The 14,827-nt window shown below is 72.8% G+C and carries 14 protein-coding genes; 5 read left to right on the forward strand and 9 right to left on the reverse strand.

Annotated features, from left to right (window positions below; genetic code table 11):
• The first annotated feature begins 26 nt into the window (after positions 1-26).
• Complete coding sequence (locus ACF3NH_RS11020; RefSeq protein ID WP_232477097.1) at positions 27-1,613, forward strand: ABC transporter substrate-binding protein; 1,587 nt, start codon at positions 27-29, stop codon at positions 1,611-1,613.
• Here ACF3NH_RS11020 and ACF3NH_RS11025 read toward each other — a convergent pair whose 3' ends face one another.
• The 4 genes from ACF3NH_RS11025 to nth all read right to left on the reverse strand — a co-directional run bounded on the left by ACF3NH_RS11025 (position 1,614) and on the right by nth (position 5,399).
• Positions 1,614-2,831 carry an MFS transporter gene (locus tag ACF3NH_RS11025; protein WP_422922840.1) on the reverse strand — a complete coding sequence of 406 codons (1,218 nt, stop codon included), beginning with the start codon at positions 2,829-2,831 and terminating at the stop codon, positions 1,614-1,616. It lies immediately after the preceding gene.
• The gene (gene rlmN / locus ACF3NH_RS11030; RefSeq protein ID WP_422922841.1) at positions 2,828-4,063 is read right to left on the reverse strand and encodes a dual-specificity RNA methyltransferase RlmN; all 1,236 of its coding nucleotides are present in this window, start codon (positions 4,061-4,063) and stop codon (positions 2,828-2,830) included. The genes ACF3NH_RS11025 and rlmN overlap by 4 nt, the downstream gene beginning before the upstream one ends.
• Positions 4,064-4,070: 7 nt before the next feature.
• A complete protein-coding gene (locus tag ACF3NH_RS11035; RefSeq protein WP_422922842.1) occupies positions 4,071-4,592 on the reverse strand; it encodes an invasion associated locus B family protein in 522 nt (173 codons plus the stop codon).
• Positions 4,593-4,745: 153 nt separating this feature from the next.
• A complete protein-coding gene (gene nth / locus ACF3NH_RS11040) occupies positions 4,746-5,399 on the reverse strand; it encodes an endonuclease III (protein ID WP_422924775.1) in 654 nt (217 codons plus the stop codon).
• 339 nt (positions 5,400-5,738) lie between these two features.
• Here nth and ACF3NH_RS11045 point away from each other — a divergent pair, with 339 nt between their 5' ends.
• Complete coding sequence (locus tag ACF3NH_RS11045; RefSeq protein WP_198366291.1) at positions 5,739-6,239, forward strand: DUF2244 domain-containing protein; 501 nt, start codon at positions 5,739-5,741, stop codon at positions 6,237-6,239.
• Positions 6,240-6,311: 72 nt separating this feature from the next.
• On the forward strand, positions 6,312-6,779 hold the full coding sequence (locus ACF3NH_RS11050) for a hypothetical protein (RefSeq protein WP_198366292.1): 468 nt from the start codon (positions 6,312-6,314) through the stop codon (positions 6,777-6,779).
• 100 nt (positions 6,780-6,879) lie between these two features.
• On the opposite strand, the gene ACF3NH_RS11055 is transcribed toward ACF3NH_RS11050, so the two are convergent.
• Together ACF3NH_RS11055 and ACF3NH_RS11060 are read right to left on the reverse strand one after the other, a co-directional pair.
• Positions 6,880-8,211, reverse strand: coding sequence for an ammonium transporter (locus tag ACF3NH_RS11055; protein WP_198366293.1), 1,332 nt, complete (start codon positions 8,209-8,211; stop codon positions 6,880-6,882).
• Between the two features lie 56 nt (positions 8,212-8,267).
• Positions 8,268-8,606 carry a P-II family nitrogen regulator gene (locus ACF3NH_RS11060; RefSeq protein WP_198366294.1) on the reverse strand — a complete coding sequence of 113 codons (339 nt, stop codon included), beginning with the start codon at positions 8,604-8,606 and terminating at the stop codon, positions 8,268-8,270.
• A 208-nt stretch (positions 8,607-8,814) separates the two neighbouring features.
• Between ACF3NH_RS11060 and ACF3NH_RS11065 the strand changes: the two genes are divergently transcribed.
• On the forward strand, positions 8,815-10,113 hold the full coding sequence (locus ACF3NH_RS11065) for a UbiH/UbiF/VisC/COQ6 family ubiquinone biosynthesis hydroxylase (RefSeq protein ID WP_422922843.1): 1,299 nt from the start codon (positions 8,815-8,817) through the stop codon (positions 10,111-10,113).
• A gap of 9 nt (positions 10,114-10,122) precedes the next feature.
• On the opposite strand, the gene ACF3NH_RS11070 is transcribed toward ACF3NH_RS11065, so the two are convergent.
• From ACF3NH_RS11070 to ACF3NH_RS11080, 3 genes are all read right to left on the reverse strand, one after another.
• Positions 10,123-11,076, reverse strand: a complete 954-nt coding sequence (locus tag ACF3NH_RS11070) for a DUF3405 domain-containing protein (RefSeq protein WP_422922844.1) — start codon at positions 11,074-11,076, stop codon at positions 10,123-10,125.
• Positions 11,077-11,202: 126 nt separating this feature from the next.
• Positions 11,203-12,105 carry a hypothetical protein gene (locus ACF3NH_RS11075; protein ID WP_422922845.1) on the reverse strand — a complete coding sequence of 301 codons (903 nt, stop codon included), beginning with the start codon at positions 12,103-12,105 and terminating at the stop codon, positions 11,203-11,205.
• On the reverse strand, positions 12,102-13,673 hold the full coding sequence (locus ACF3NH_RS11080; RefSeq protein WP_198366298.1) for a hypothetical protein: 1,572 nt from the start codon (positions 13,671-13,673) through the stop codon (positions 12,102-12,104). The genes ACF3NH_RS11075 and ACF3NH_RS11080 overlap by 4 nt, the downstream gene beginning before the upstream one ends.
• Before the next feature lie 155 nt (positions 13,674-13,828).
• Here ACF3NH_RS11080 and ACF3NH_RS11085 point away from each other — a divergent pair, with 155 nt between their 5' ends.
• Positions 13,829-14,827, forward strand: coding sequence for a Bug family tripartite tricarboxylate transporter substrate binding protein (locus tag ACF3NH_RS11085; RefSeq protein WP_198366299.1), 999 nt, complete (start codon positions 13,829-13,831; stop codon positions 14,825-14,827).

The raw sequence follows: 14,827 nt of genomic DNA on the forward strand, positions 1-14,827 counted from the left end.
TGGCGCGAAACTCCGGAGAAGCCCGCATGAGCCTGACGCGTCGTCACCTGATCGCCGGCCTTGGCGCCACGCCGCTCCTGATGAGTGCCACGGAGGCCCTGGCGCAGGGAATCCAGCCGAAGCGCGGCGGCATGCTGAACGTCATCCTGAACCCGGAGCCGCCGGTCCTGCAGATTGGCGTCAACAACCAGACGCCGACGCTGATCAGCGGCACCAAGATCACCCAGGGCCTGCTGAAGTTCACCCCCGGCCTCGAGCCCATGCCGGAACTGGCGAAGAGCTGGAGCGTCAGCCCGGACGGGCTCGAATACGTCTTCCGGCTGCAGGAGAACGTGACGTGGCATGACGGCCGGCCCTTCACGGCGGAGGACGTCATCTTCTCCGTGATGCAGTTCAACCGCGAGATCGCGCCCCGCCTGCGCGGCGTGCTCTCCGGCATCGCCGAGGCCACGGCGCCCGATCCGCTGACCGTGCGCTTCGTGCTGAAGCAGCCCTTCCAGCCCTTCCTGCTGTGCTTCGACGCCACCGCCCTGCCGATCGTGGCGAAGCACATCTATGGCGGCACCGATTTCCGCACCAATCCGGCCAATGCCAGGCCGATCGGCACCGGGCCGTTCCGCTTCGTCGAATGGCAGCGCGGCAACTTCATCCGCATGGAGCGCTTCGAGGGGTACTGGAAGCCGGGCCAGCCCTACCTCGACGGCATTCTCTGGCGCGTCATCCCCGACGGGCAGAGCCGCCGGCTGGCGATCGAGGGCGGCCAGGTGCAGATGAGCACCGCCACCGACATCGAGCCCTTCGACATCCCCGCGCTGCGTCAGGCGCCGAATCTCCAGGTCACGACCAAGGGCTGGGAGTACTTCTCGCCGCTCTTCTGGTTCGAGTTGAACCTGCGCGTGAAGCCCTTCGACGACCGGCGGGTGCGGCAGGCGATGAGCATGGCGCTGGACCGCAACTTCATCGTCAACCGGCTGTGGTTCGGCCTCGGCAAGCCGGCCACCGGCCCGGTGGCCTCGACCACGCGCTTCCACGAGCCGGAGGCGAAGGTGGCGCCCTTCGACGTGGCGAAGGCCCGCGCGCTGCTGGACGAGGCCGGGCTGCGCCCGAACGCGCAGGGCATCCGGGCCGCCTTCCGCTACGTCGTGCCGCCCTATGGCGAGATCTGGACCCGCATGGGCGAGTATTTCCGCCAGGCCATGCGGCAGATCGGCATGGAGGTGACGCTGGAATCGACCGATGCCGGCACCTGGGCCTCGCGCATCGCAAACTGGGACTACGAGGCGACCTCCAACGTGCTCTACCAGTTCGGCGACCCGACGCTCGGTGTGGAGCGCTCCTACGTGTCGTCCAACATCCAGAAGATCCTGTTCACCAACACCGCCGGCTATTCCAACCCGCGGGTGGACGAGCTTTTCGCCCGCGGCCGCAGCGCCGCCAGCGAGGCGGAGCGGCGCGCCGCCTTCTCCGAGGTGCAGAAGATCCTGGTCGAGGACATGCCGCTGCTCTGGGTGGTCGAGGTCAATTACCCGACCGTGATGGACAGGCGCCTGCACAACGCGGTGCAGCTCGGCACCGGCAACCATGCCAGCTTCGACGACGTGTTCCTGGCCTGATCAGCCGGGCCGCGTCACCGTCGCGCGGGTCCAGAAGGTGAGCGCCACCATGCCGGCGGCGGCGGTGAGGAAGGCGGCGGAATAGCCGCCGCGCGCCAGGATGGCGCCGAAGCCGATTGAGCCCAGCCCCTGGCCGAGGAACAACGCCATGGCGAAGCCGGAGACGGCGGTGGCGCGGGCCTCGGGCAGGGCCTCGGTGCTGCGCGCCTGCAGCACGCCGTGGAACATGAAGAAGAACAGGCCCATCGCCGCCTGCAGCAGCGCCACCGCCCCCCAACTCGGCGCCAGGGCGAGCAGGGCGAGGGCCGCGGCCAGCATCAGCCCGCCGGTGAGCAGCAGCCGCGCCTCGCCCAGGCGGCGCACCAGCCGCGCCGCCATGCGGGTATAGGCCAGGGCGCCGAAGCCGAAGCCGGCGGCGACCAGCCCGGCATGCCAGGGCTCCAGGTGGAAGTCCTGGATCAGGTAGGAACCGATGAAGGGCAGGGCGCCGCCGAAGAGCAGCAGCCCGTCCAGGAAGGCGGCGAGCAGCAGCAGGCGGGCCGCCGGGCGCCGCAGCAGCGCCGCGTAGCTGCCGAAGCCGAAGCCCGCCGGGGGGGCGCCGGGCGCGCGGCGCCAGAGGCCCGGCCCGAGCGCCAGCAGGATGCCGAGCGCGACCGAGAGCGCCACCCCGCCCACCGTGACGAAGACGGCGCGCCAGCCGAAGCCATGGGCGATGGTGCCGGAGACCGGCCCGGTCAGGAGCTGCGCCATGACCATGCCGGTGAGGAAGCGGCCGAGCGTCGCCTGCCGTTCCTCATAGGGCACGTTGTCGCCGATCCAGGCCATGGCCAGCGGGATGATGGCGCCGCCCATGGCCCCGGTCAGCGCCCGCAGCGCCAGCAACTGCCCGAGCGAGCCGGCCAGGGCGCAGGCCGCCATGGCCAGCCCGTAGAGCAGCAGGCCCAGGGTCAGCACGCGCAGCTTGCCGAAGCGGTCGCCGAGCGGCCCGAGCAGGATCTGGCAGAGGCCGTAGGGCAGGGCGAAGGCGGTGATCAGCACCGCGATCTCGGCCACCGTCACGCCGAGATCGCGGGCGACCATGGGCAGCACGGGGTCCAGCATCCGCATGCCGGCGCCGGTCGCGAAGCCGGCGGCGGCCAGCAGCGGCAGGATGGTGAGGGGAGGCCGGGCAGGGGCTCCACCGGGTCGCGGAGCGCCGCCCCCGGCCGCGGCGCTCACGCCGCGTCGGCCTTCGGCGCCTGGGCGCGGCGGGCGGGGCGGGCCCGCTCGCTCTCGGTCTTCAGCTGGCCGCAGGCGGCCAGGATGTCGCGCCCGCGCGGGGTGCGGATCGGCGAGGAATAGCCCGCCTCCATGACGATCCGGCCGAAGCGGTGGATGGCGTTGTTCGACGAGGTCTCGTAGGGGCTGCCGGGCCAGGGGTTGAAGGGGATCAGGTTCACCTTGGCCGGGATGCCCTTCAGCAGCCGCACCAGCTCGCGCGCGTCGGCCTCCGAATCGTTCACGCCCTTCAGCATGACGTATTCGAAGGTGATGCGCCGGGCGTTGGAGGCGCCGGGATAGCGGCGGCAGGCCGCCATCAGCTCCTCGATCGGGTACTTGCGGTTCAGCGGCACGATCTCGTCGCGGATGTCGTTGCGCACCGCGTGCAGCGAGACGGCCAGGCCGATGCCGAGCTCCTCGCCGCAGCGGTCCATCATCGGCACCACGCCGGAGGTGGAGAGGGTGATGCGCCGGCGCGACAGGGCGATGCCCTCGCCGTCCATGATGATCTTCATCGCCTTGGCGACGTTCTCGTAGTTATAGAGCGGCTCGCCCATGCCCATGATGACGATGGTGGAGAGCAGCCGCGGCGTGCCGTCGGTCGGGCTTGGCCACTCGCCATAGGAATCGCGCGCCGCCATGAACTGCCCGACGATCTCGGCGGCGCCGAGGTTGCGCACCAGCTTCTGCGTGCCGGTGTGGCAGAAGCGGCAGGACAGGGTGCAGCCCACCTGGGTCGAGACGCAGACGGCGCCGCGGTCCTCCTGCAGGCCGGGGATATAGACCGTCTCGACCTTCTGGTCGTCGCGGAACCGGAAGAGGAACTTGCGGGTGCCGTCCTCGCTGGTCTGCTGGGTGTCGAGGCCGGGGCGGCCGACGACGAAGCGCTCGGCGAGCCTTGCCTGCAGGGTCCTGGCGATGCTCGGCATGCGGGCGAAGTCGGTCTCGCCCTGGTGGTAGATCCAGTGCCAGAGCTGCTTGGCGCGGAACGGCTTCTCGCCGATCGCGAGCATCTCCGCCGCCAGCTCCTCGCGCGACAGGCCGACCAGGTCGCGGCGGCCGTCCGGCAGCGTGGCCGCGGGCGGCGCGAAGAGCGCGGCCTTGGCCAGGATGCGGGCGCGCTCCGCCTCGGTGAGGTCGGGCGTGGCCGTCGCGGCGGGGAGGGGTCCGGCGGGGGCGGAGATGCTCATTCGGACTTTACCGGCGGCCCGCCGGACACTCCTTGCTGATGGCCTCATAGGCCGCGGTGAAGCCGGAGAGGGAGAAGGTGTCGGTCGCGGTGCCGCGGCCGCCGGGGCCGGGGCCCTTGGCGACCGCCGTCGCGCCGCCCCGGAAGGCGGACACGGCCCGCGAGCCCTCGCGGGCGAAGGCGTTCTCCTGGGCGGTGTAGAAATCGAGCGCGGTGCCGCCGACCGCGACCTCCACCTCGGCCTTGGGAGCGTAGCTGTAGCCCGGGCGCAGCGCCACCTGGTCGCGGCCCTGCGGGCGGTGCGTCACCGTCAGCATGACGTTCTGCCGGTTGCCGGCGCCCTCGCTCTTGCTGGCCCGGGAGAAGGCGTAGCAGACCTTCTGCGCGCCCGAGCCGAGGGTCGCGGCGGTCCAGTCCTGGAAGCTGCCGAGCGCCTGCGGGCGCGGCTGCTGGGCCTGGGCGGAGGACGGGGAGGCCACCACGGCGAGCGGCGCGCCGAGCAGCATCAGCAGAGGGAGGAGCCGGGTCATGGCGGTCACATAAGGGTTCGGGGTGCGGTGGGGCAACCGCGCAAAGCCAGGGCCGGATGCGCGGCAGGCGCGGGCGTGATGACATTTCCCGCGCCCGCGGGGAAGCCGCCGCGTGGCCGCGGGCGCGATCGTTCCGCTTGCGGCGCATGGCGCTCACGCCGCGCGGGGCGGCGGCCACAGCACCTTGTCGCCGTAGTTGCACAGGTCGCGCACCACGCAGTGCCAGCATTCCGGCAGCCGCGCCTTGCAGATGTAGCGCCCGTGCAGGATCAGCCAGTGATGCGCGTCGCGCAGCAGCTCGGGCGGGACGCGCTTCATCAGCGCGTCCTCCACCGCGCGGGGCGTCCGGCCGGGGGCGAGGCCGGTGCGGTTGCCCAGGCGGAAGATATGCGTGTCCACCGCCATGGCCTCCTCGCCGAAGGCGACGTTCAGGACGACATTGGCGGTCTTGCGGCCGACCCCCGGGAGGGCCTCCAGCGCCGCCCGGTCCGCCGGGACCTCGCCCCCGTGCCGCTCGATCAGCAGGCGCGACAGGGCGATGACATTGCGCGCCTTGGCCTTCCACAGTCCGATGCGGCGGATGTGCTCGGCCAGCCCCGCCTCGCCCAGCGCCACCATCTTCTGCGGCGTGTCGGCCAGCGGGAAGAGCGTGGCCGTGGCCTTGTTGACCGAGACATCGGTCGCCTGGGCGGACAGCGCCACCGCGACCAGCAGCGTGTAGGGGGAGGTGTAGTTCAGTTCGGTTCGCGGCGCCGGGTTGTGGGCGGCGAGGGCGCGGACGAAGGCGGCGGCCTGAGCGGCGGACATCTTCCGGGCGCGGCGCGGCGCCTCGGCCGAGCCATGCCGCGAGGCCGTCGGAGTGGCGCGCGCTGGCCTGGCGCGCGGGGTGGCGCGGGTGGCGGGCGGCGCCGTGATCTCGGGCGCCGTGACTTCCGGTGCCGTGACTTCCGGTGCCGTGACTTCCGGTGCCGCCTGGGGCGGGGCCATGGCGGGGGGAGAGGCGGCGCCGGCGGGGGCGGCCCGGCGGCGGCGGGAGGGGTTGGCGGTCATGGCACTCGCGGAGCTCCGCCGGGCGGGGCGGCAAGGGAGAAGAAAGGCCCCGCCGCCATCTGGCCGCGGTGCCGGAGCAGCCTATGTTTCCTGGCGATGACGGCAAGTCCCGAACCCTTGATCTTCGAGGCGATCAGCGTGCCGCACCGCAGCCTGCGGCCCCTGGCGCTCGCCCTGCTGGCGGCGATGTGCCTGGGCTGGGCCCTGATCGGCAGCGTCGTCTTCCTGGTGCTGGGCGCCTGGCCGGTGGTGCCCTTCCTCGGCGTCGAGACCCTGCTGGTCCTGGTCCTGGTCCTGCTGCACCACCGCTGGTCGGCCCGGGCGCGGGAGGTGGTCTCGCTCGGCGCCGGCCGGCTGGTGGTGCGCCGCACCGATGGGCGGGGCCGGCTGGAGGTGGCGGAGCTCGACCCCTACTGGAGCCGGGTGGAATGGAGCGAGCGGGAGGGGCTGGCACTCCGGCAGCGCGGCCGCCGGGTGGCGATCGGCCGCTACCTCTCCGAGCCCGAGCAGCGGGACTTGGCCGATGCCCTCGGCGCGGCGCTTGCGGCGTACCGCTCGCCGGTCTTCGACAATCCGCAGCTGCGCGAGCCGGGTTGAGCGCCGGCGCACAACCCGGCGGCGGCCGGCGCGTTACGATTGTTGCTTCGCGCATTTCCGGAAAGGCCGCCGATGACCTTCGATCCCAGGAGCGGTCCCCGCGCCCTCCGCCACGCCGGTGCCGTCGTCACGACGCTCGATCAGGCGCGCCGGGTGGTGCAGGCGCGGCTGTCCGCCGAGGCGGCGCAGGGCCGCACGCCGCTCGCCAACGGCCTCGAGGCGGCGCGGATGGTGCCGGAGAAGATGCTGGCCTTCTCGGCCGGCGGCATGGCCCTTGCGCAGGGCGGGGCGGATCTGTCCCGGCGCGCGCTGGAATACTCCCTGACGGAGATGGAGGCGGCCCACCGCGCCATGCTGCGCGCCGCCGCCAGCCGCTCGCCGCTGGGATGGTCGATGGCGCAGATGGAATGGGCGGCGGGGGCGATGGGCCGGGCCGCCGGCTTCGGCACCGCCTGCGTCACGGCGGGCCTCGGCGTGGCGGAGGCCTCGCTGCGCCCGGTCCGCCGGACGGTGGCCGGCAATGTCCGGCGCCTGCGCTGAGAGCACGGCGTCCGGGGCGTCGTCGCGAGATCGGCGGGCGGTCATGGAGAAGGCGCCGGAGGTCTCCCCCCGGCGCCTGTCGCGGTCCTGGGCGGTGGCCTCAACCGAGGCGTTCGCCGTGCAGCGAGACGTCGAGGCCCTCGCGCTCCTCCTCCTCGGTGACGCGCAATCCGATCACCACATCGACCACCTTGAGAAGGATCCAGGTGCCGATGGCGGTGAAGATGAAGGTCGCGACCACCGCGTAGAGCTGCAGCATGAACTGCGCGAAGGAGCCGGCGATGCCTTCCGGCAGGCCCGGCGTGGCCGAGAGTGGGCCATAGGCGAAGATGCCGGTCAGCAGCGCGCCGACGATGCCGCAGATGCCGTGCACGCCGAAGGCGTCCAGGCTGTCGTCATAGCCGCACCAGTGCTTCAGCGCCGTGGCGCCCCAGAAGCCGGCGAGGCCGGCGACGACGCCGATGATCAGCGCCGGGAAGGGCAGCACGAAGCCGGCGGCCGGGGTGATGGCGACGAGGCCCGCCACCGCGCCCGAGATGGCGCCCAGCACCGAGGGCTTGCCCTTCAGCATCCACTCGGCGAACACCCAGGCGAGGGTGGCGGCGGCGGCGGCGATCTGCGTCACCAGCATGGCCATGCCGGCGCGTCCGCCGGCCGCCGCGGCGGAGCCGGCGTTGAAGCCGAACCAGCCCACCCACAGCAGGGCGGCGCCGATCACGGCCAGGGACAGGTTGTAGGGCGACATGTTCTCGGTGCCGAGGCCGATGCGCTTGCCGAGCACCACGGCGCCGACCAGGCCCGCCACGCCGGCATTGATGTGCACCACCGTGCCGCCGGCGAAGTCGAGCGCGCCGAGGCCGAAGATCCAGCCGTTCGGATGCCAGACCCAGTGCGCGACCGGGCTGTAGATCAGCAGCGACCAGAGGATGGTGAAGACCACCACGGCCGAGAACTTGGCGCGGTCCGCCCAGGCGCCCGTGGCCAGCGCCGGGGTGATGATGGCGAAGGTCATCTGGAACATGATGAAGACGGTCTCGGGCACGGTGAAGGCCACCGCGCCGTCGCCGCTGCCCAGGGTGAAGGGCTGGTCCCAGTTCGCCGCGACGCCCGAGAGGAAGACCTTCGACAGGTCGCCGATATAGGCGCCGCCCTCACCGAAGGCGATGCTGTAGCCGGCCACCATCCAGATGACGCTGCACAGCGCCGCCAGGAAGAAGGACTGCATCATGGTGGCCAGCACGTTCTTCTTGCGGACCATGCCCGCGTAGAAGAGCGCCAGGCCCGGGATGGTCATCATCAGCACCAGGGCGGTGCTGGTCAGCATCCAGGCGGTGTCGCCGGCGTTGACCGTGGCCTCCTCCTGCGCGAAGGCCGGCGCGGCCAGCAGCAGGACGGCGAGGGACGCGGATGCGCCGCGTGCCAGGATTCGCATGATCCTCGGTTCCACTTTCTTCTGCTTCTCGGGCTTCTGGGTCTCGGGGCGCGCGGTCACAGCGCCGAATCGTCGGTCTCGCCGGTGCGGATGCGGAGCGCGCGCTCCACATCGAGGACGAAGACCTTGCCATCACCGATCTTGCCGGTGCGGGCGGTGTTGGCGATGGCCTCGACCACCGCGTCCACCATGTCGTCGGGCACCGCCACCTCGATCTTCAGCTTCGGCAGGAAGGACACGTGGTACTCCGCGCCCCGGTAGATCTCGGTCTGACCCTTCTGCCGGCCGAAGCCCTTCACCTCGGTCACGGTCAGCCCCTGCACGCCGAGCGGGGTGAGCGCCTCGCGCACCTCGTCCAGCTTGAAGGGCTTGATGACTGCCATCACCAGCTTCATGCGCTGCGGCCCCCTCTGTTATCCGCGTAGCCGAAGCCGCCAATGCGAGCGGCGTGCCACACTGCGTAACAGGCGCCAGGACCCTCAAGGCCAAGCCAGGTACCTCCGAATGCCCGGAATTTAGGCAGATGCGCCTGCTTGTCGCGCTCGCCGGCCCTTGTTCCCGCCCCGGCCTTCCGGCGCCGGGTCCGAGGCGGCATCATGGGCCATGACCCAGAGCGACCCCGCATCCCCCGAGGCCCCGCCGCGCGCGGTGGATGTCTGCATCATCGGCGCCGGGCCGGTCGGCGCCACGCTGGCCACCGTGCTGGCCACGCATGGCGTGACGGCCGCGGTGGTGGACAGCGCGCCGCTGCCGCCCATGGAACTGCCGGATTTCGATGGCCGCGCCTATGCCATCGCGCTCACCAGCCGCAACCTGCTGGAGGCGGCTGGGGTCTGGCCGCTGCTGCCCTGGGCGCCGGGGCCAATCGAGCGCATCCGTTGCGCCGATGGCCGGCCGGGGGAGAGCGCGAGCCGGATGGCGCTGCATTTCGACGCCGCCGAGACGGGGGAGGGGCCCTTCGGCTGGATGGTCGAGGCGCGGGCGCTGCGCATGGCGCTGAATGCCCGCATGGCGGCGCTGGCGCATCTGACGGTCCTCGCCCCGGCGCGGGCGGAGGTGTCACGCGGGCCGGCCGGGGTGGAGATCCGCCTCTCGACGGGGCAGCGGCTGCGCGCCCGGCTGGTCGTGGCGGCCGAGGGGCGGCGCTCGCCCCTGCGCCGGCAGGCCGGCATCGGTGCCGCCAGCTTCGACTACCACCAGACCGGGATCGTCGGCGCCATCGCGCATGAGCGGCCGCACGGGGGCACGGCGCTGGAGCAGTTCCTGCCGAACGGCCCCTTCGCCCAGTTGCCGCTGGCGCCGACGCCCGACCACCCGAACGCCTCGGCCATCGTCTGGTCCGAGAAGCGCCATCTGGCCGAGCGCTTCCTGGCGCTGCCGGATGCCGCCTACGGGCACGAGATCCAGCGCCGCATGGGGGATCACCTCGGCCGCGTCACGCCGATCGGCCGCCGCTGGTCCTATCCGCTGACCGCCATGCAGGCGGCGCGCTATGCCGATACCCGCCTTGCCCTGGTGGGGGACGCGGCGCATGGCATCCATCCGATCGCCGGTCAGGGGCTGAACCTCGGCTTCCGCGATGTCGCCGCCCTGGCCGAGATGGTGATCGAGGCGGTGCGGCTGGGCGGGGACCCGGGCGCTCCCGGCCTGCTGGCCCGCTATCAGGCGGCACGGCGGCCGGATGCCATGCTGATGCTGGGCGCGACCCATGCGCTGGAGCGGCTGTTCGGCAACGGCCTGCCGCCGCTCCGCCTGGCGCGCCGCCTCGGCCTCGCCGCCGTGGAGCGGATGCCGCCGCTGAAGCGGTTCTTCGCCCGCGGCGCCATGGGCTTCGGCCCCGTCACCGGCGCGCTGATGCTGGGGTCCGGCGTCGCGCCGGCGCTGCCCCGGCCGGATGGCTGAGCGCCGGCCTCAGCCGGGGAGCTTCGGTTGCTCCGCGGCGAGCGCCCGGCGGCGCCCGACGCCGAGGCGGGGGAGCAGGCCGCGCAGCCGGGCGGGGATCTTGCGCAGCTTGTCCATCAGCATGGGGCCGAGCGGCTTGACCGGATGCCACAGCATGTCCGGCTGGCGGCCGATGACGAAGCGCGGCGGCGCGGCGACGAAGCTGCCGGCGGTGCCGGCGAGGTCCTGGGGCGCGTTGCTGTACCAGCGGCCCCGGTTGTCGGCCCGCACGAAGTGGCCGTCGCTGCCCAGATCCTCCACCGTCAGCCCGGCCTGGCGCAGGATGGTCGGCAGGGTGACCTCGGCATGGCCGGCCCAGCCCTGGCGATAGGCGAGGTCGATCGCCTGCATGGCGGAGCGGCTGAGCCGGTAGACCGGCAGGAAGCAGCACAGGCGGTCCTCCGGCGCCAGGGGCGGCACGGCCGGCGGCGTGCGCAGCGTGTCCCAGTAGAGCCAGTTCGGGTGCTCCGCGCCGCTGCGCACCGTGGTGGTCAGCAGATCCGCGGCCGAACTCTCGAAATGCTGCAGGAAGCGGGTCCAGGAGCCGGAGATGCGGACGTCGTACTCGATGATCCAGTAGTAATCGTATTCCGGATGCCGGGCGTGGAAATGCAGCGGCATCAGGTCAGAGTGGCCGTCGTCGCGCACGCTCCAGCCGGGCACCATCCGGCCTTCGGCGTCGATGCCGGCCTTGCGCCCGTAGGCGGGCAGGCGACACTCGGCGGTCAGCGCCACATGATGCCGCTCCCGCTCCAGCCGGGCGGGGATGCCCTTGCGGCTCGGCGTGTGCAGCAGCACGAAGGCGTCATAGCCGGGCGGGCACTCGGCCTTCAGCTTGCGGAACACGCGGGCGAGCGAGGGGTTGTAGAAGTGCGTCTGCAACAGGACGGCGCAGCGCCCGGGAGGGGCTGGGGGCGGGGACATGCTGCGCGGGCTCCATCGTCGCGATGGGGGGCGTGAGAGTTGCGCCTCCCGAAACCAACCCTCCTATCGCAGATCGGGCCGGCCGCGCATCATTTATGATGCACCGCGAAACGAATCGCCAGAAAGTTAATCTTCAAGCAACAGGCTGTCCAGAAGGCTGCGCATCAGGCTCATGCCCTCCTGCACCCCTTCCAGCCGCAGCGGCCGCCCGGCCTCGCTGCCGGTGGCGCGGCTGAAGCTGCTGCGGTCCTGCGCCAGCTCGGTGGCGGAGAGCTTGCCGTCGCCATCATAGTCCAGGCTCTCCAGCGTCAGCCGGGCGACGGCCATGCCGGCGATCACGCCGCCGCCTCCGGCCGCCACAAGCGCCTCGGGCGCCGCGTCCTCGGCGGCGGCCAGGACCCAGGCCATGCCGCGCACCAGGCGCGAGATCTCGGCCGGGGAGAGCAGCCGGTCCCCCGAGACGTCCGCCTCGCCCATCAGCGCGGCGATGCAGCCCGCCATGGAGGCGGCCGGACCGCCGCAGGCCGCCTCCAGCACCTCCAGGCTGGAGAGCACGGCCAGACCCTCGCCATGGCGGGCGGCGAAAGCCGGTGGCGGGATGGGGCAGCGCCGCCAGCTGCGGATCGGGGTCTCGCCCGGCAACCGGTCATCGCGCAGCTTGGCGTCCGGCTCGGCGCTCTCGAGGCTGGCGGGATCGCCGCGCAGCATCATCCGCGGCGCCTCCGCCCCCCGGCCGGTGCCGATGCTCCAGCCCTCCGCCTGCCGCATGCCGGTGAAGCGCACCAGCCGGGCCGGGCCATCGGCCGGCAGGCGGGCCACGGCGCGGGCGGTGACCTGGAGCATGGCGCCGGGGGCGGCGCAGTCGCCGGCGAACCAGGCCCCGCGCAGCCCCGCCGGGGTGGCCAGCGGCGGCGCCTCGGCGGCGGGCGCGGCCGGCTGCGCCCGGGCACCCTGGGGCGGGACGAGGCCGGCGAGGCAAAGGCCGAGCAGAAGGGGGCCGAGCAGGATGGGGAGACGAGCGCGGATCATGGCAGGTTCACCTCGGTGCCGGCGCAGAGGTCGAAATCCGGCCGGTCCAGCAGCCGCCCGTCGCGGAACACCCCGCGCAGGTGGACGGTGCAGCCCAGCCCGCCGGGCGGGGCGAAGTCCAGGGTCTCGCCGCGGCCGAGCACCGTGGCGCCCAGCCGGTCCGGCCCGCGGGGCGCCCCCGGCGCATCGGCATAGAGCTCGACCAGCGGCACGCCGCCGGTGTTGCGGAAGCGCACGCTGCCCTCGCGCGGCGGCCCCTGCTCGACCGGCCCGGCGCCCTGGCCGAGCCGCTCCGCCAGGGTCCAGCCCGGGCGCAGCACGATCAGGCTGTTCTCGCAGATGTCGAGGCCGCGCCGCTCCTCGGCGCCGCCATTGGCGAAGACGATGCGCAGATCCGCCTCGCAGGCGCTGCGCAGCACCAGCTCGGTGCGCGCACCGCGCTCCATCGGCCGCCCCTCCAGCCGGTCCTCCCCCCAGTCGCTGTCATTGACCGGCGAGGCGTAGATCTCCTGCACCGCGGCGCCGTGGCGGTTGACCAGGGTGACGGCGCGCTCGGGCGCGCGCGGGATGCCGCCGCCGTCGAAGCGGATGGCGCCGCCATCGCAGAGATCGACGCCGCTCTTTTCCTCGGCCGCGTCGTCCTCATAGACGGCGCGCAGGTCGGCGAGGCAGCTCCGGCTGCGCAGCCGCAGGCGCAGGCTCTCGCCGGAGTCGAGCAGGGTGGCGCCCAGCCGGTCGGGGCCCCAGCGTGGCCCGCCGCCCTCTCGCGCCCCCTCCGGCGCGCCCTCGGGCGCGGTGCCGCGGCCCACGGCGTAGAGATTGCGCATGGCGCGCCCGCTGGCGTTCTCGACCTCCGCCTGGCGCCAGGGGATGGCGGCGTCGCCGAAGCTCACCCGGCTGCGGCGGCAGAGATCGACACGCCGCTTCTCCTCGACCGAATCGTCCTCGAAGACCGCGGTCAGGTCGTAGAGGCACTGCCGGGCGCGCCCCAGGCGCAGCCGGAAGGTGGCCTCGGGGGCCACGATCTCGGCGCCCAGCCGGTCGGGGCCCCGTGCCCCCGCGCCGGCCGGCATGGCATAGAATTCACGGAGCGCCAGGTCGGTGTCGTTCACCACATCGGCCTCGCGCAGGGGTGCCGAGGGATCCCCCAGCGTCAGCCTCGGGTTGCGGCAGAGATCGACGCCACGCCGTTCCTCGACGCTGCCATCGGCCAGCACGCCGCGCACGTCGTGGAGGCAGAGCCGCGCGCGGCCGAGCGGCACGCGCAGGCTGGCGCCGGAGGGCAGGGTGTCGGAGGCGCCCAGCCGGTCCTCGCCCTGCTCGGTGCTGCCGGCCGGCACGACGTACAGCTCGCTCAGCGCCAGGCCCAGCTCATTGGCGATCACCGCCTCCGTCACGGCATCCGGGCGGGCCGGTGGCCGGGCGGGCGGCTGTGCCGGGCGCTGCGCCAGGGCGGGGCGGAAGGCGGGAAGGCTCCAGGGAAGGACGCTGCCGGGAAAACCGTGCCCGGCCGGTTGCGGCAAGGGTGCGGCCAGCAGCGCCAGCACCATTCCCAGACAAAGCCGCATTCAGCACACACCCCCAGACCGCGCGGCGGAGAATGCGGGGCGGGGAGGGGTGGCGCAAGCCGCAACCGGCGGTTTCCAAAACGCATTTTGCGCTTTGCCGGAAGTGTGGTTATCGCGCAACTTCGAACGCCAAGAAATCGTCCTGAGGAAGAGCCATGTTGCGCCGTGATCTCCTGACCCTCGCCGCCGCCGGCGCCGTCCTGCCCTGGCTCGGCGCCTCCCGGGGCGCGCCGGCCCTGGTGCAATCTGCCCTGGCGCAATCCGCTCAGCGCTACGCCTCGATGCACATCTTCATCCCCGGCGGCCCGGGCGGCGGCTGGGACGGACTCGGCCGCGCCATCGAGCAGGTGGCGCGCCAGGCCGGCATGGTCGGCAACTTCCAATTCGAGAATGTCGGCGGCGCCGGCGGCACGGTGGGCCTGCCGCGCTTCGTCTCGCAGCGCCGCGGCCGCGAAGGCAGCATCATGGTGTCCGGCGGCGTCATGGTCGGCTCGGTGCTGGCCAACAAGTCGCCGGTCGGCCTTAGGGACGTGACGCCGATCGCGCGCATGACCACCGAGCCCGCCGTCATCGTCGTGCCGGCGAGCAGCGACCTGAAGGACCTGCCCGCCTTCCTGGCGGCGCTGAAGAGCAATCCGGGCGGCACCTCGGTGGCCGGCGGCAGCGCCGGCGGCATGGACCACATCATCCTGGGCCTGCTGCTGAAGTCGCAGGGCCGTTCGGCCAAGGAGGCCTCCTACGTCGCCTTCGCCGGCGGCGGCCCGGCCCAGGCGGCGATCCTCGGCGCGCAGGTGAAGGCCGGCATCTCGGGCATCTCGGAGTTCGCCGAGCAGATCAAGGCCGGGCGGATGCGGGCCCTGGCCACCACCGGCGAGACGCGCAGCCTCGAGGGCGTGCCGACGCTGAAGGAGAGCGGCGTCGATATCGTCATGGGCAACTGGCGCGGCGTCTTCGGCCCGCCCGGCATCAAGCCCGAGGCGCGCGAGGGGCTGGTGAAGTTCGTCACGGATCTGCATGCGCTGCCGGCCTGGAAGGAGATGCTGCAGCGCCAGGGCTGGGACGACGCCTTCCTCTCCGGCGACGACTTCGACGCCTTCCTGAAGCGGGACGAGGCCGCCACCGCCGAGGTGCTGCGCGAGATCGGGCTGATCTGA

Origin of the sequence: Pseudoroseomonas sp. WGS1072 (assembly GCF_049340465.1) — a bacterium.
Classification (GTDB): Bacteria; Pseudomonadota; Alphaproteobacteria; order Acetobacterales; family Acetobacteraceae; genus Pseudoroseomonas.

Excerpts from the sequence above, each read along its gene's own strand:
- ACF3NH_RS11080 (WP_198366298.1), bottom strand. The coding sequence starts at position 13,673 with ATGCGGCTTTGTCTGGGAATGGTGCTGGCGCTGCTGGCCGCACCCTTG.
- ACF3NH_RS11060 (WP_198366294.1), bottom strand. The coding sequence starts at position 8,606 with ATGAAGCTGGTGATGGCAGTCATCAAGCCCTTCAAGCTGGACGAGGTG.
- ACF3NH_RS11055 (WP_198366293.1), bottom strand. The coding sequence starts at position 8,211 with ATGCGAATCCTGGCACGCGGCGCATCCGCGTCCCTCGCCGTCCTGCTG.
- ACF3NH_RS11070 (WP_422922844.1), bottom strand. The coding sequence starts at position 11,076 with ATGTCCCCGCCCCCAGCCCCTCCCGGGCGCTGCGCCGTCCTGTTGCAG.
- nth (WP_422924775.1), bottom strand. The coding sequence starts at position 5,399 with ATGTCCGCCGCTCAGGCCGCCGCCTTCGTCCGCGCCCTCGCCGCCCAC.
- ACF3NH_RS11065 (WP_422922843.1), top strand. The coding sequence starts at position 8,815 with ATGACCCAGAGCGACCCCGCATCCCCCGAGGCCCCGCCGCGCGCGGTG.
- ACF3NH_RS11035 (WP_422922842.1), bottom strand. The coding sequence starts at position 4,592 with ATGACCCGGCTCCTCCCTCTGCTGATGCTGCTCGGCGCGCCGCTCGCC.
- ACF3NH_RS11085 (WP_198366299.1), top strand. The coding sequence starts at position 13,829 with ATGTTGCGCCGTGATCTCCTGACCCTCGCCGCCGCCGGCGCCGTCCTG.
- rlmN (WP_422922841.1), bottom strand. The coding sequence starts at position 4,063 with ATGAGCATCTCCGCCCCCGCCGGACCCCTCCCCGCCGCGACGGCCACG.
- ACF3NH_RS11020 (WP_232477097.1), top strand. The coding sequence starts at position 27 with ATGAGCCTGACGCGTCGTCACCTGATCGCCGGCCTTGGCGCCACGCCG.
- ACF3NH_RS11075 (WP_422922845.1), bottom strand. The coding sequence starts at position 12,105 with ATGATCCGCGCTCGTCTCCCCATCCTGCTCGGCCCCCTTCTGCTCGGC.
- ACF3NH_RS11050 (WP_198366292.1), top strand. The coding sequence starts at position 6,312 with ATGACCTTCGATCCCAGGAGCGGTCCCCGCGCCCTCCGCCACGCCGGT.
- ACF3NH_RS11045 (WP_198366291.1), top strand. The coding sequence starts at position 5,739 with ATGACGGCAAGTCCCGAACCCTTGATCTTCGAGGCGATCAGCGTGCCG.